At 66.8% G+C, this 14359-nt stretch carries 11 protein-coding genes; 6 read left to right on the top strand and 5 right to left on the bottom strand.

Annotation, left to right across the window (positions count from 1 at the left end; genetic code table 11):
• Together AB0N24_RS12335 and AB0N24_RS12330 are read right to left on the bottom strand one after the other, a co-directional pair.
• Positions 1-783: a hypothetical protein gene (locus AB0N24_RS12335; protein ID WP_364124288.1), complete on the bottom strand. Its 783-nt coding sequence runs from the start codon at positions 781-783 to the stop codon at positions 1-3.
• On the bottom strand, positions 780-1739 hold the full coding sequence (locus AB0N24_RS12330) for a hypothetical protein (RefSeq protein ID WP_364124285.1): 960 nt from the start codon (positions 1737-1739) through the stop codon (positions 780-782). Before AB0N24_RS12330 ends, AB0N24_RS12335 begins: the two co-directional genes overlap by 4 nt.
• 241 nt (positions 1740-1980) lie before the next feature.
• Here AB0N24_RS12330 and AB0N24_RS12325 point away from each other — a divergent pair, with 241 nt between their 5' ends.
• Complete coding sequence (locus tag AB0N24_RS12325; RefSeq protein WP_364124282.1) at positions 1981-4467, top strand: phosphoketolase family protein; 2487 nt, start codon at positions 1981-1983, stop codon at positions 4465-4467.
• A gap of 5 nt (positions 4468-4472) precedes the next feature.
• On the opposite strand, the gene AB0N24_RS12320 is transcribed toward AB0N24_RS12325, so the two are convergent.
• From AB0N24_RS12320 to AB0N24_RS12310, 3 genes are all read right to left on the bottom strand, one after another.
• On the bottom strand, positions 4473-5225 hold the full coding sequence (locus AB0N24_RS12320; protein ID WP_364124279.1) for a DUF429 domain-containing protein: 753 nt from the start codon (positions 5223-5225) through the stop codon (positions 4473-4475).
• A 77-nt stretch (positions 5226-5302) separates the two neighbouring features.
• Positions 5303-6628, bottom strand: coding sequence for a carboxylesterase family protein (locus AB0N24_RS12315; protein WP_364124276.1), 1326 nt, complete (start codon positions 6626-6628; stop codon positions 5303-5305).
• Positions 6629-6778: 150 nt separating this feature from the next.
• Entirely contained in the window at positions 6779-7267 is a 489-nt protein-coding gene (locus AB0N24_RS12310) for an inorganic diphosphatase (protein ID WP_364124274.1), read from the bottom strand.
• A 150-nt stretch (positions 7268-7417) separates the two neighbouring features.
• Here AB0N24_RS12310 and dacB point away from each other — a divergent pair, with 150 nt between their 5' ends.
• The 5 genes from dacB (at position 7418) to ftsH (ending at position 14350) form a co-directional block, all read left to right on the top strand.
• Positions 7418-9010 (top strand): D-alanyl-D-alanine carboxypeptidase/D-alanyl-D-alanine-endopeptidase, encoded by a 1593-nt coding sequence (gene dacB, locus AB0N24_RS12305; RefSeq protein ID WP_364124271.1) that lies wholly within the window; start codon positions 7418-7420, stop codon positions 9008-9010.
• Positions 9011-9246: 236 nt separating this feature from the next.
• Positions 9247-10362, top strand: a complete 1116-nt coding sequence (locus tag AB0N24_RS12300) for a zinc-dependent metalloprotease (RefSeq protein WP_364124268.1) — start codon at positions 9247-9249, stop codon at positions 10360-10362.
• A gap of 69 nt (positions 10363-10431) precedes the next feature.
• The gene (gene tilS / locus AB0N24_RS12295) at positions 10432-11493 is read left to right on the top strand and encodes a tRNA lysidine(34) synthetase TilS (RefSeq protein WP_364124265.1); all 1062 of its coding nucleotides are present in this window, start codon (positions 10432-10434) and stop codon (positions 11491-11493) included.
• A 29-nt stretch (positions 11494-11522) separates the two neighbouring features.
• The gene (gene hpt, locus AB0N24_RS12290; RefSeq protein ID WP_011690021.1) at positions 11523-12074 is read left to right on the top strand and encodes a hypoxanthine phosphoribosyltransferase; all 552 of its coding nucleotides are present in this window, start codon (positions 11523-11525) and stop codon (positions 12072-12074) included.
• Positions 12075-12280: 206 nt separating this feature from the next.
• The gene (ftsH, locus tag AB0N24_RS12285) at positions 12281-14350 is read left to right on the top strand and encodes an ATP-dependent zinc metalloprotease FtsH (RefSeq protein ID WP_364124261.1); all 2070 of its coding nucleotides are present in this window, start codon (positions 12281-12283) and stop codon (positions 14348-14350) included.
• Positions 14351-14359 lie beyond the last annotated feature (9 nt).

Here is a 14359-nt window from a genome sequence, read left to right as displayed (position 1 = left end):
TTATACGCCCAAATCCACGAGGGCGCGGACCTTGTCCACGGCGGTCCGGTTGGAGATCTTGGTCAGTTCCAACTGCGCCTCGCCGTCTTCATCGTGCGCCGTCAGCCCGTGGAGTTCCGTTGCGGACGTGTAGATGGTCAGGGCGCTGAACGTGCTGACGGCCAGACTGATTGCCCTGATCATGGTCACTCCAAGTGTGCTGCCCAGAACCTGTGGCGCGAGCTTTTCAAACTCCGGGCCCGTAACCTTCCGCGTGGCCTCATCGGCGGACTCAACCTTGGCCGCATTCGCCAGTTCCATGATCCTCGCGGGGAACTCGGAACGGTCCACCACAGTGAAAGTGTGCGACCCGCTGGAGTCCACGAGTTCTTCCAGCACTTTGTCGTCATGCACGTAGCCGTACAGCCACACCTTGTCTGACTCCTTTGTCAGTTCCGCAGTGACAACACGTTCGCCGAGCCGGCGGAGCGCCATGATCCCGGTGATCTCTTCGGTTGCGCCCAGCTTGGACGGCACGTTGTCCCCTTCGGCGACGAGGGGGATGGCGAACCCCTTCGACAGGAGGCTCCGCAGCGCCACGTTGCACAGAAGCTCCTTCTGGTCCGGATGCCGGGACAGCCAGGGCAGCTCCACGGCCTGGTGCTGGTCAATGCCGTCGAGGGCCACAATTTCCTCGTCGGTCAGCACCGGGAGGGTGAACTCTTCCTCCTGACCGCGGCTGAGTACGGTCTTGGCGCACTCCACATCATGCTGAGTCAGTCTTGAGATGATGCTTTCGGTCATGAGAAAAGCCCTCCTAGGCTCTTAACGGGATTGCTAAAGACTTCCTTGGCGCCGTTCCAGGTGTCGCCGGCGAGGTCCTTGGCGCCATTCCAGGCGTCGCCGGCGAGGTCCTTGGCGCCGTTCCAGGCATCGCTGGCCGTGTTCCCGATCCACTTCCCGGCGGCCTGGCCCCACTCACTGTCGGCAATCATGTTGCCCAATGCCCAGCCCCCGGCCACTAGACCTGCGCCCACCACGATACCAATGCCCACCGGGTTGGTCAGGAGCCCGGCTGCCATGAGGAGGGACCCGCCTCCCGCTATCACACTGAGGCCGCCGCCGATGCGGTCGCCAGTTCCGCGCCAGCCGTCGTGTTCCGGGTTGAACATGTCATAAATGCCGCCGCCGATTGCGAACGGGGCGAGGGCGGGACCGGCGAACCGTCCCCATTTGGAAACCATTTTGGTGGCGCCGAGGAAGTCGTCGGACAGCTTGAAGGCGGGCTTCAGGAGCGTCCCCGTGGAGTCAAGAATCTTCTTGCTGGACAAGAGTCCCCGCCAGTCATTGAGCATTCCGGCTGCGTCCTTGATTTTGAAGAACATGCCTACTCCGGCGGCGCCCCAGTCGAACGCGTCCTGGAGCCAGTTTCCGTCGTCGCCGTTGCCGGCCCCGCCAGGGCCGCCGCCGCTACCCGTGCCGCCGGCACCGCTGGTGCTGGCGCGTTCCTGATCGTCTGCGTTGGCGCGCAGTTCCTTGGAACCCTTCTCCAGGAGCTGGGAGGCGGCCAGCAGCGTTTTGCGGTGGGAGGAGTTCCACTCCTCCTTGAAAGAGTTGGCATCGTTTCCCGTCCATGCCGTGGACGAGCCGATGAGGTTGCTCAGGGTCTTGCCCTGAAGCTGCAGTACCTGAGAGGCCCGCTGGAAGTCTTTGGCCAGCGAACGCAGTTGTGCGATGTCCGCACCGTAGAGTCCTGCCACAGTGTTCCCCTTTTTCCAGCGCCGAATCAAAAACAGCATGAACTTACCCCGCGGCGGTTGGCCCCGCGATGGGCAGAACAGCCCATGCCGCCCCATCGGTGCGCTGCGGAGACCGAAAGTGCAGCGGCGCGGGGCGCCTTGAATCAAACCGCACTCGCCGCCGTCGTGCAAGTCAAAGACATCCGGGAGGTCATCCACGCGACCGGTTGGGTGGTTGTGAACCTGCCGCGAAGATGTTGCGATGGGGGAGGACGCTGCCGACGGCGGCACTGACGGAAGCGGAGGACGGGCCATGGCGAACGCCCCCAGGACGAAAAGAGTCAGCGCGGCGGGAAACGGCGGCGCCGGCGAGAGAGCGGCTGACAAAGCCGAACTGGAACTCGTGGACCGCTGGTGGCGGGCGGCCAACTACCTCTCAGTGGGTCAGATCTACCTGCGCTCCAACCCGTTGCTGCGCGCACCCCTCCGCGCTGAGGACACCAAGTCCCGGCTCCTGGGCCATTGGGGCACCACGCCCGGACTGAACTTCGTCTACGCCCACCTCAACCGGGTCATCCGCAGGGACCGGCAGCAGATGCTGTTCATCGCGGGTCCCGGCCACGGCGGCCCCGCAGTGGTGGCGAACGCCTGGCTCGAGGGCACCTACTCGGAGATCTACAGCAACGTGGGCGACGACGAGCCCGGGCTGGCAGAACTCTTCCGCCAGTTCTCCTATCCGGGCGGTATCCCCAGCCACGCAGCCCCCGAGACTCCCGGATCCATCAGCGAGGGCGGCGAACTCGGGTACTCGCTAGCCCACGCCTACGGATCCGTCTTCGACAATCCGAAGCTGATCACCGCCGTCGTGATCGGTGACGGCGAGGCGGAAACAGGGCCGCTGGCGGCAAGCTGGCATTCCCACAACTTCCTGGACCCGGTGGCCGACGGTGCGGTGCTGCCCATCCTGCACCTGAACGGCTACAAGATCGCCAACCCCACTGTCCTGGCACGGATGCCGGAGGCCCAGCTGGAACAGTTGCTCCGCGGGTACGGCCACAAGCCCCATTTCGTCACCGTGGCCAACCCTGATGACACGGCGGCTGCGCACCGTGACTTCGCCGCGGTCCTGGAGGCCTGCCTTGCGGAGATCCGCGCCATCCAGGCGGAGCGCCGCGGCGCCGGCACGCCGTCGGCCGATGACGCCGGTGCGGCCCAGTGGCCCATGATTGTGCTGCGTTCGCCCAAGGGCTGGACCGGCCCCAAGCGGGTGGACGGCAAGCAGGTCGAGGGGACGTGGCGGAGCCATCAGGTGCCGCTGTCGGAGGTCCGCACCAATCCGGAGCACTTGGCCCAGCTGGAACAATGGCTGGAATCCTACCGGCCCGGGGAACTCTTCGACGACCACGGCCGCCTCCGGCCCGACGTCGCCGAAAACGCTCCGGCAGGGGAGCTGAGGATGAGCGCCACGCCCCATGCCAACGGCGGCACCCTGCTGCGCGACCTGAAACTGCCGGACTACCGAAAGCACGCCGTCGAGGTGCCCAGGCCGGGTGCGGACCGGGTCAGCGCCATGATCACCCTCGGCGCCTGGATGCGTGACGTTATTTCCCAAAATCCCGAGACTTTCCGGCTTTTCGGCCCCGACGAGACTGCCTCCAACCGCCTGCAGGACGTCTATGACGTCACCGACAAAGTGTGGCAATACCGGATCGACGACGCCGACGAGCACCTCGCGCGGGCAGGTCGCGTGATGGAAGTGCTCAGCGAGCACCTGTGCCAGGGCTGGCTGGAAGGCTACCTGCTGACCGGCCGGCACGGCGTATTCAGCTGCTACGAGGCCTTCATCCACATTGTCGACTCCATGTTCAACCAGCACGCCAAGTGGCTCAAGGTCCACCGCGGGCTCGCCTGGCGCCAGCCCGTGGCGTCGCTGAACTACGTGCTGTCCTCGCATGTCTGGCAGCAGGACCACAACGGCTTCTCGCACCAGGATCCGGGCTTCATCGACCACGCGGTGAACAAGAAGGCGGAGGTCATCCGCGTGTACCTGCCGCCGGATGCCAACACGCTGCTGTCCGTGATGGAGCACTGCCTGGAGTCCCGGGATTACGTCAACATCGTGGTCAGCGGCAAGCAGCCCTCACCCACATGGCTGGGGCCGGCCGATGCCGCCCACCACTGCCAGCGCGGGCTGGGGATCTGGGAATTCGCGGGATCCGAGGTGCCCGGTGAGGAACCGGATGTGGTGCTGGCCTGCGCCGGCGACGTTCCCACCGTGGAGACGGTCGCAGCCGCCGAACTGCTCAAGGAAGGCGCGCCAGGGCTGAAGATCCGCGTGGTCAACGTGGTGGACCTGATGCGGCTCCAGGATGCCAGCGAGCACCCCCACGGGCTGACGTCACAGGACTTCGACGGCATTTTCACGGCGGACAAGCCGATCATTTTCGCCTACCACGGGTACCCATCGCTGATTCACCGTCTGGCCTACCGGCGCACCAACCAGGAGGGCCTGCACGTCCGCGGCTACAAGGAAGAGGGGACCACCACCACGCCGTTCGACATGGCCATGCTTAACGGGATCGACCGATTCCAGCTGGCCATTGACGCCATCGACCGGGTTCCCGGACTGGCGGAGCGGCACTCCCTGCTGCGGCAGGCGCTGCAGGACAGCCGTATCCGGGCGCACAACCACACGCGCAGCCACGGCGAAGACATGGAGGAGATCCGCGACTGGACGCTTGGCGGCTAATCCGGCTACCCCGTAAGGTCGGCGAGCAGGCCGGACGGGACATGGATCCACCCTTCGCTGAGGGCCGCAGCGCCCTGATCCGCGGCGGGCCGCAGCGTTTGGCCGAGGCTGACGGCCCGGGCTGTGAGGGAGGCGATGACGGCGTCGAACATGTCGTCCGAGGCTGCCAGGTCATCCCGGTGCCCGGCAAGGTCCAGCCAGGGCGCCGCAGTCTCCAGGTTGTCCAGGATAAGGCGCAGCCGTTCCGACTCCGGGGCGCCCCGCCCTTTGTACCCGCGGGCGTGGATCCCCCAGAGCTTCAGGGAGGCTGCGGGGTAGACCTCCGCCAGCCGGCCCGAGCCGTCCCTGGGCTGCCGCCCGTGATCCCGGGCGATCTTGGCTTGGATCACGGCGCAGCGCATCGCGGGGTGTGCCAGCCGGTCCGCGGAGACGCTGAGCGGGATCAGCCTGGTCCTGCCGGTAACGAACCGGTCGGTGTCCCGGTAGGCCAGGAGCCGGCGGCCTTCGATCCCGTCATGGTCCAGCACCGGATGCGCGTCGAATTTCAGGTGCCCGGCAAGGAAGGGAAGGAAGGCGTCCGGCCAGCCCACCGGGCAGTCGATGCCGGTCATGCCTGTGCTGCCGAACAGGTCCACGATCTCCTCGTCGGTGACATCCAGGGAGAGGTGAACCAGCTGCGCACCGCCGCCGGTCCAGTCAATCACCGCCGCCGCCGTTTTCCTCGTGGCGGCGGCAAGGTCCACACCCAGCGTCCTCATGGGTGTGCCGGGGCAGAGGTCCGCTGGCTCAGTTGCATGAAAACAATCTATTGGACGCCGGCCATTGGAACACCGGCTCAGACGGCGCGGAACCGGAGCGCACCGGGAAGCTCTCCCCGGCTTTCGAGGCCTTTCCCGTAGGCGAACCGCGCCCAGGTGGCGCGGAGGGCCCGGCCCTGGGCATTGATTTCGTCCCAGGTTGCGCCGTCGAGCAACCCGGCACCCTCCCAGGTCCGCTGGTTTCCGAACAGCAGGGGCAGATCAACGGTGTGGGCGGCGCCGTAGAAGTTCCCCGGGGCCGCCCAGGACAACACGTAGCTGTACGCTTTGCCGCCGGCCCGGGCATGCCGGCGGGCGAACCTCCGGGCCGGCCGGCCATAGAACGCTTCGGTCACGGCGCGGCTGATGCCGTTAACCACCGCGTTGCCCAGGACCGGGATCTTCGCCAGCCGGCTGGCCAGGGGACTGCTCGGCAAGAACAGGCGCGCCTCGTCCGAGGTGTGGCCGATCAGCACCTCGATGTGCGGCGCGGTGGTGTTCCACGCTGCCTCGATACCGTGTTCCGGCGGCAGCGGGGCGTGCCCGTACTGGGTGCCGAACGGCATGGCGGCCATCAGCCCGTACTTTCGGGCCACTTGGGAGACATGGTCCTCGATGGCGACGACATCCATGGCCGGGGTGTCCTCGGTGACGGCTTCAGCTGCGACGCCCATGGCGGCGTTCATTTTCGCCCGGCCCCTGGCGATTCCCAGGGGCGCGCTTTGGATGATGGCGCGCTGGAACAGCGACGGCGCCTCCGGTGTCGCCATGAGGTGGGCGACGGCGTCGCCCCCTGCTGACTGGCCGAAGGCGGTGACGCGTTCCGGATCGCCGCCGAAGGCGCCGATGTTGCGCTGTACCCACCGGAACGCCTCAAGCTGGTCCAGCAGGCCCAAATTCGCGGGCCGGCCTGTTCCGGTTGCCAAATACCCGAACAGTCCCAACCGGTACGTTACGGAGACGACGATGACCCGGTTCTCGGCCACCAAGGCCGTGGGGTCGAAGATCGCCAGGTCCCCGGAACCGGAAGTGTAGGACCCGCCGTGGAGCCAGACCATAACGGGCACTTGCTCACCGTCGGCGAGGTCGGCCGGAATAGTGATCGAGAGGCGCTGGCAGTCCTCACTGCCGGGGAGCTCGCCGTAACGGGTGCCCAGGATGTCGTCCAGGAACGGCACCGGACCCTGCGGGCAGGCCGGGGCGGGCGACGAAGCTTCAAAAGCCGCGGTCCGGTCGGGTGCACTTGTCGGCGGCTGGAAGCGGCCGGCCGTGGCGTAGGGGATTCCGGTGGCGCGCAGCACCTCGCCGTCGCGCCAGCCGGTGACGGGACCGCACGGAGGATTAAAGGAAGGCTTGGAAGTCACAAGCCCAACAATTTCACAAATTCCTGACACCCCCCTGAAACTACGGCGGGTGCCGGGTTCACACGAACCAGGCACCCGCCGTCGAACTGCTGGGCCCACGCCGTCAGGGTTCCCTGAACGGGCGAAGCGAGGTGAGGGAGACGGTGGGGACTAGTGCGCTGTCGGAACGTAGCGCTTGATGGAGGCCTCCAGCTCGGCTTCGGCAGCGGCGCGGTCGCCCCAGCCTTCGGCCTTGACCCACTTGCCCGGCTCCAGGTCCTTGTAGCGCGTGAAGAAGTGCTCGATTTCCTTGATCAGGAATTCGCTGACGTCGCTGACCTCTTTGATGTGGTCGAAGCGGACGTCGGTGGGCACGCAGAGGACCTTGGCGTCCCCGCCGCCGTCGTCCGTCATGTTGAATACGCCGATGGGGCGCGCTTCAACGATGACGCCCGGGTGCAGATCGAAGTCCTGCAGGAGCACCAGTGCGTCCAGCGGGTCGCCGTCTTCGCCGAGGGTGTTCTCGAAGAAACCGTAGTGGGTGGGGTACTGCATGGAGGTGAACAGGACGCGGTCCAGGCGGACGCGGCCGGTCTCGTGGTCGACTTCGTACTTGACGCGTGACCCCTTGGGGATCTCGATTGTCACGTCATGCTTCATGGAATGCTCCTCGACTTCAGGGTGTTCGCGGCACACAGGACCATCGACTGAAGGAGTGTCGGTGCCGCCGACTACTATTGAGGATATAGCGATAGGCCCAGGTTTCATGAACTAGTGGGGACATTTCAGGACTAAAGGACCAACAGCAGCATGAAACGCATGATGAGCCGCGCGGCCAGCCATCCCTGGTTCGCCACCATCAGGCGGCACCTGCCCCTGGCACTTCTGACCATCCTGATCGTCGCGCTCGCCGTCCCGGCAGCCATGCTCGTCGTGCCCGCCTTCACCGGCCGGGGCACGGAACCGGAAACCACGGAGTCCGCTGCTCCCGCCTGGCAGCAGGTCCCGCGCGACCTCTCCCTTCCCCAGGGCATCTCGCCCCTCAAAGACTCGGCGCCAGTCCCCTGGCCGGACACCCTCGCCGCCCAGCTCAACGCCACCCTGAAAACCGACGGCGGCGGAACGTTCACCGGCGTGGTGCAGGACGCCGCCACCGGCCAGGTGCTCTTTGACCGTGGCCGGGCCGAAAGCAGGGTGCCTGCCTCCAACATGAAGCTCCTGACCGCCGCCGCCGCTGTCCGCGTCCTAGGTCCCGACCATCGCTTCAGTACCAGGGTGGTGGCCGGCGCCGAAACCGGATCGGTGGTCCTGACCGGCGGCGGCGACGTGCTGCTCGGCGCGGGGGAGTCCTCCCAGGACGATGTGATGGGCCACGCCGGGCTCGCAACCCTTGCCCGGCTCACGGTCAAGTCCCTGCAGGAAAAAGGCATCAAGGGCCCGGTGCAGGTGCGGCTGGACGACTCCCTGTTCACCGGTCCGGCCCTCAACCCGACCTGGAGCCCGGAAGACGTGGCTGCCGGCGAGACGGCCCCGCTGTTCCCGCTGGCCCTCAATTCGGCCCGGTACGATCCCGCTGTCACCACCGGGCCGCGCCCGCAGGACGCCGCGATGACCGCCGCCGAGGCGTTCTCCGCGCAGCTCACAGCGGCCGGCGCCGCCGCCGGACTGACCGTTACTCCCGGCGTCGTGCGCGGCAAGGCGCCGGATGCCGCGGTACCGGATGCCGGCGCAGAACCGGATGCCGCGGAAGCTGCCGACGGCGGTGCTGCTGACGGGGATGCTGCTGACGGCGGCGCAGCAGCAGGCGGCCGTTCTGGTTCAACCAGCGCGGGCCAGGTGCTGGCCGAAGTCCAGTCCGCCACATTGCGCCAGCAGGTGGACCTGATGCTGCAGACCTCAGACAACTATCTGGCCGAAGTCCTGGGCCGGATGGCAGCCGTCGCCGCGGGACAGCCCGGCAGTAACGACGGCGCCACCGCCACCGTGTACCAGCAGGTCAAGGACCTGGGAATCCCCACGGACGGCCTCCGCGTGGCGGACGTCTCGGGCCTGTCCCTGGGCAACCAGGTCTCGGCAGGGCAGCTGTCCGAAATTGTCCGGGACATTACCTCCGGCTCCGAGCCCGGCCTGCGGGCCGCAATCGGCGGCTTTCCGGTGGCAGGACTCACCGGCACGCTCGGCAGCAGGTACACCGACGCGTCCACAGAGGGGGGCGCGGGACTGGTGCGGGCCAAGACCGGGACGCTGAACTCCGTGATTGCACTGAGCGGCTATGTTGTGGACGCCGACGGCCGCCTCCTGGTGTTTTCCTTTATAGGGAACGGCCTGGCGCCGGGCGCCGCGGGGAACAAGGCGGCGCTGGACCGCACGGCGACGGTCCTGGCTTCCTGCGGCTGCCGCTAGCTGCCAGCCGCTGCGTCGCCGGCGCTCGCGGCATCACCCGAGCCGGAATCATCCAAGCCGGCATCGGCAGCGGAACTCAGCTGCACCTGGACTTCGGTACCAACTCTGGCCCGGAACATTTGCGTTCTTCTGTTCCGGTCCTGTGCCGCGCCTGTGCGTTGCGTCCGGGCTGCCGCTGGTTCGCCGGACAGCGAACTTAAGGCGCAACCGCAGGGTGCTGTGATCTGATGGACGCTATGGAGTCAACTGGCGATTCATCAGCACAGGCCCAGGCACTGATCAACTGGGAGCTCGCAGCGTCAACAGCCGCCCGCCTGGCTCCGGCGGGCCCCTCGCTGGGGTCCTCCGAAATCGGGGCGGCCGTGGAGAACCTGCGCCTCATGGCGGACATTTCCGTGCCGCACGTCCACGACATCACCGGGCTTGAGGCGGCGCGCGACCTCCGCGATTCCTCGGTGCTGGTGGTGGACCGCGCCTCCTGGGCCAGGGCCAACACCCAAAGCTTCGCGGTCATGCTGAAACCAGCCATGGAAAAGATGCTGGAAAGCCGGCGCGGGGCCATGAGTCCCGGCGCGCTGGCAGTGAGCGGAGCCATCACCGGAAGCCAGCTGGGCGCCGTGCTCGCCTTCCTGTCCAGCAAGGTCCTGGGCCAGTACGATCCCTTCTCGGCGCTCGCCGAAGACTCCACCGCCCCCGCTGCCGGACGCCTCCTGCTGGTGGCACCGAACATCGTCCACGTGGAGCGCGAACTCAACGTTGCCCCCGAGGACTTCCGGCTGTGGGTCTGCCTGCACGAACAGACCCACCGGGTGCAGTTCGCCGCCGCACCCTGGCTGCGCCACCACATGCTGAACGAAATCGACAACCTCAGCGAACACCTGCTTGGCAACGTCGACTCCCTCCTCGAGCGGGCATCGGCCGCCGCACGGTCGCTCAAGGACCGCACGGCCACCGGAACAGCTCCGGGGCGCGGCGCCATACTGGACCTGCTCCAGGACCCGGAGGAAAAGGCCTCGCTTTCGCACCTGACGGCCGTGATGAGCCTGCTCGAAGGCCACGCCAACGTGGTCATGGACGCGGTGGACGCCAGCATAGTTCCGTCCGTCAAGACCATCCGGCAGCGCTTCAACGCCCGCGGCAAGGACCGTGGCGTCGTGGAGAAATTCATCCGCAGCCTGCTGGGCCTCGACGCCAAGATGCGCCAGTACACGGACGGCGCCAAGTTTGTCCGGGCCGTGGTGGACGTGGCCGGCATGGAAGGCTTCAACCGGGTCTGGGAATCCGCCGGGAACCTCCCCACGGAACCGGAAATCCATGACGCCAAGCTCTGGCTCGAGCGGATGGGGCTCTAGTTGTCCCAGCCTGCAACCGGACGACGGCGGCCCGGCCGGCTGTCGCCCGTCGTTGGCAAGGCGCGCAAAATGCTGCAGAACGCCCTGGCCGACGCCGGCTATCCCGAACGCGTTTTGGTCGCCTGCAGCGGCGGCCCGGATTCCCTTGCCCTCGCGGCCATCGCGTCCTACTTCGGCCGCCGCGGCCACGTGGACGGCCACCCCGTATCGGTGGGGGCCGTCGTCGTCGACCACCAGCTGCAGCCCGGCTCCGCCGGCGTGGCCGCCCAAACCGCCGCCGTCCTCCGGGACCTGGGGCTCTCCCCGGTGGAAGTGCGGCGGGTAGACGTCGCGTCCACCGGGATTGGCCCCGAAGCCGCGGCACGGGATGCCCGGCACGCTGCCCTGGAGGAGGCTGCCGCCCACGCCGGGGTCGGCGTGATCCTCCTCGGCCACACCCTGGACGACCAGGCGGAACAAGTGTTGCTCGGCCTCGCCCGCGGCTCCGGGACACGCTCGCTGGCAGGAATGCGGCCGGTCCGCGGGCTCCTGCTGCGGCCGTTCCTGGGCCTTCGCCGTGCCGACACCCTCGGGATCTGCGACGTCGAGGGGCTGGATCCGTGGCACGACCCCAGCAACTCCGACCCGTCCTTCGCCCGCTCCCGCACACGGGTGGAGGTCCTGCCCATGCTGGAGGAAAAGCTCGGTCCCGGGGTCGCTGAATCCCTCGCCAGGACGGCAGCCATCCTGCAGTTGGACGCCGACTACCTCGACGACGTGGCGAACAGCACGTATGAGCAGCTGGCGGAGCAGTCAGGCACTGAAATCAGCCTGCCCGAAACAGCGCTGGGCGAACTGGCCCCCGCCATCCGGTTCCGGGTCATCGCCAAGGCGGCCGCCGCCGTCGGAGGCCAGCAACCCAGCTATCAGCGGCTGCTCGCCGCGGAGGCGCTCCTGCGCCGGCAGGGTTCCGCCGGCCCCGTTGAACTTCCCGGCGGAGTGAACGCCTACCGGCTTTCGCTGGCGCAGATCCTCGCCGGCGAAGGGCAGAATCAGCCGGACCCTGCGCGGGATGCTGCCACCGGCGGTCCCCGCGGAGCCGCCCGCTGTGGGAAGCTAGTATTCCGGCCTCAACAGCCGCCCCAAATATAGTCGCACCCGCATCTACACAGGAGCCATTGGTGGATTCAAACGACGTCCAGGCAGACCTCAAGCACGTTCTCTACACCAAGGATCAGATCCAGCAGCGGATTACCGAGCTCGCTGCACAGATTGACAAGGACTACGAGGGCCGGGAGCTCCTCATCGTCGGCGTTTTGAAGGGCGCAGTCATGGTCATGGCAGACCTGGCACGGGCACTTCACAGCCACGTTTCCATGGACTGGATGGCAGTGTCCTCCTACGGTTCCGGGACCCAGTCCTCCGGCGTTGTGCGCATCCTCAAGGACCTCGACACGGACCTCATGGGCAAGGACGTGCTGATCGTCGAGGACATCATCGATTCCGGCCTGACCCTGTCCTGGCTCAAGACCAACCTGGAATCCCGCGGCACCGCCTCGGTGGAAATCTGCACCGCCTTCCGCAAGCCCACGGCCGCCAAGGTCCAGATCGACGTCAAGTACGTCGGCTACGACATCCCGAACGAATTCGTCGTCGGCTACGGCCTGGACTACGCCGAGAAGTACCGCAACCTGGACTTCGTGGGCACGCTGGCGCCCCACGTCTACGAATAGGCGCATTACCCGGGCTCCCTCCCGGCCCGGCTGGACCCCGCAACGGGCCGCGGCCCCGCCCCGCTACGCCTAGAGGGAACTTTTGTCCTGCATCGTGCGTGAATCACTCCGAACGGTGTATAGCTAGAAGCTGACGCAGCACCACACGCGCGCAGACCAGTCGCCGTGCAGCACTACCAGGAGGGACGGGGCCAGCCCCCGATCAGATGAAAGCTAAGAGTTTCTTCAAGGGCCCGGGCATCTGGATCGTAGTTGTGGTCGGAATGCTCCTGCTGGCCTTTGCCACACTCGCTCCCGGCGGGTCCACCCGGATTGACACGAAACCGGGCCTCGCGCTCCTCGCGGACAGCGGCAAGGTGGAACAGGCCAAGATCTTCGACGCGGAGAACCGCGTTGACCTGGTCCTCAAGGACAACCTGGTCATCGACGGGCAGGACAAGGGCAAGAACGTCCAGTTCTTCTTCGTCAATGCCCGCGCCGCGGACGTGGTCAAGGCAGTCACGGACGCCAACCCCTCCAGCGGCTTCACCGACCAGCCGATCGAAAACAACTGGTTCTCCGGGCTGTTTTCCCTGCTGGTCCCCGTGCTCCTACTGGGCGTCCTCTTCTGGTTCCTGCTCTCCCGCATGCAGGGCGGCGGATCCAAGATCATGCAGTTCGGCAAGTCCAAGGCCAAGCTGGTCAACAAGGACATGCCCCAGGTGACGTTCAACGATGTCGCCGGTGCGGACGAGGCCGTGGAAGAACTCCAGGAAATCAAGGAATTCCTCCAGGAACCGGCCAAGTTCCAGGCCGTGGGCGCCAAGATCCCCAAGGGCGTGCTGCTCTACGGCCCTCCCGGTACCGGCAAGACCCTGCTGGCCCGCGCCGTCGCCGGTGAAGCGGGTGTGCCTTTCTTCTCCATTTCGGGTTCCGACTTCGTCGAAATGTTCGTCGGCGTGGGTGCGTCCCGTGTCCGTGACCTCTTCGAGCAGGCCAAGGCCAGCTCACCGGCCATCATCTTCGTGGACGAGATCGACGCCGTCGGCCGTCACCGCGGTGCCGGCATCGGCGGCGGCAACGACGAACGCGAGCAGACCCTCAACCAGCTGCTGGTTGAGATGGACGGCTTCGACGTCAAGACCAACGTCATCCTGATCGCCGCCACCAACCGTCCCGACGTCCTGGACCCGGCCCTCCTGCGTCCGGGCCGCTTCGACCGCCAGATCACCGTTGAAGCCCCGGACCTCGTGGGCCGCGACCAGATCCTGCAGGTCCACGCCAAGGGCAAGCCGATGGCTCCCGGCGTAGACCTCAAGGCCGTTGCCAAGAAGACTCCCGGCTACACCGGCGCGGACCTGGCGAACGTCCTCAACGAAGCCGCGCTGCTGACGGCCCGGTCCAACGCCAACCTGATTGACGACCGCGCCCTCGATGAAGCCATCGACCGCGTGATGGCCGGCCCGCAGAAGCGCAGCCGGGTCATGAAGGAACACGAGCGCAAGATCACGGCTTACCACGAAGGCGGACACGCCCTGGTGGCTGCCGCCCTGCGGAATTCCGCCCCGGTCACCAAGATCACCATCCTGCCCCGCGGCCGTGCCCTGGGCTACACCATGGTGGTTCCGGAGAACGATAAGTACTCCATCACCCGCAACGAGCTGCTGGACCAGATGGCGTACGCCATGGGCGGCCGGGTGGCCGAGGAGATCGTCTTCCACGATCCGTCCACCGGTGCCTCCAACGACATCGAGAAGGCCACCTCGACCGCCCGGAAGATGGTCACGGAATTCGGCATGAGCGAACGCGTCGGTGCCGTCCGCCTCGGCCAGGGCGGCGGCGAGCCGTTCCTGGGCCGCGACGCCGGCCACGAGCGCAACTACTCGGACCAGATCGCCTACATTGTGGACGAGGAAGTGCGCCGACTGATCGACCAGGCCCATGACGAGGCGTACGCGATCCTCACCGAAAACCGCGACATCCTGGATTCGCTGGCCCTCGAGCTCCTTGAGCGTGAAACCCTGAACCAGGCCGAGATTGCGCACGTCTTCCGGGACATCCGCAAACGCGATTTCCGTGAAGTGTGGCTCTCCAAGGAAACCCGTCCGGTGCAGACCGCAGGTCCCGTGGAATCCCGCCTCGAAAAGGCCGAACGTGAAGCCCAGGAAGAGGCCAAGGAAGCCCGGCTGGAGGAACCGCTGGACGCGCAGCCGCCGCACCCGCAGGGGGTCGCAAGCCAGGAGAGCTTTGAGGGCGGTGTTACGGACGTCGGCGCCGACGGACCGCATCACGGATAAGCTTCTGCT

This window comes from Arthrobacter sp. NPDC093128, from assembly GCF_040683875.1.
Lineage (GTDB): Bacteria > Actinomycetota > Actinomycetes > Actinomycetales > Micrococcaceae > Arthrobacter.
The sequence above is the reverse complement of the archived record's forward strand: the minus strand, read 5'-3'. Positions and strand labels throughout refer to the sequence as shown.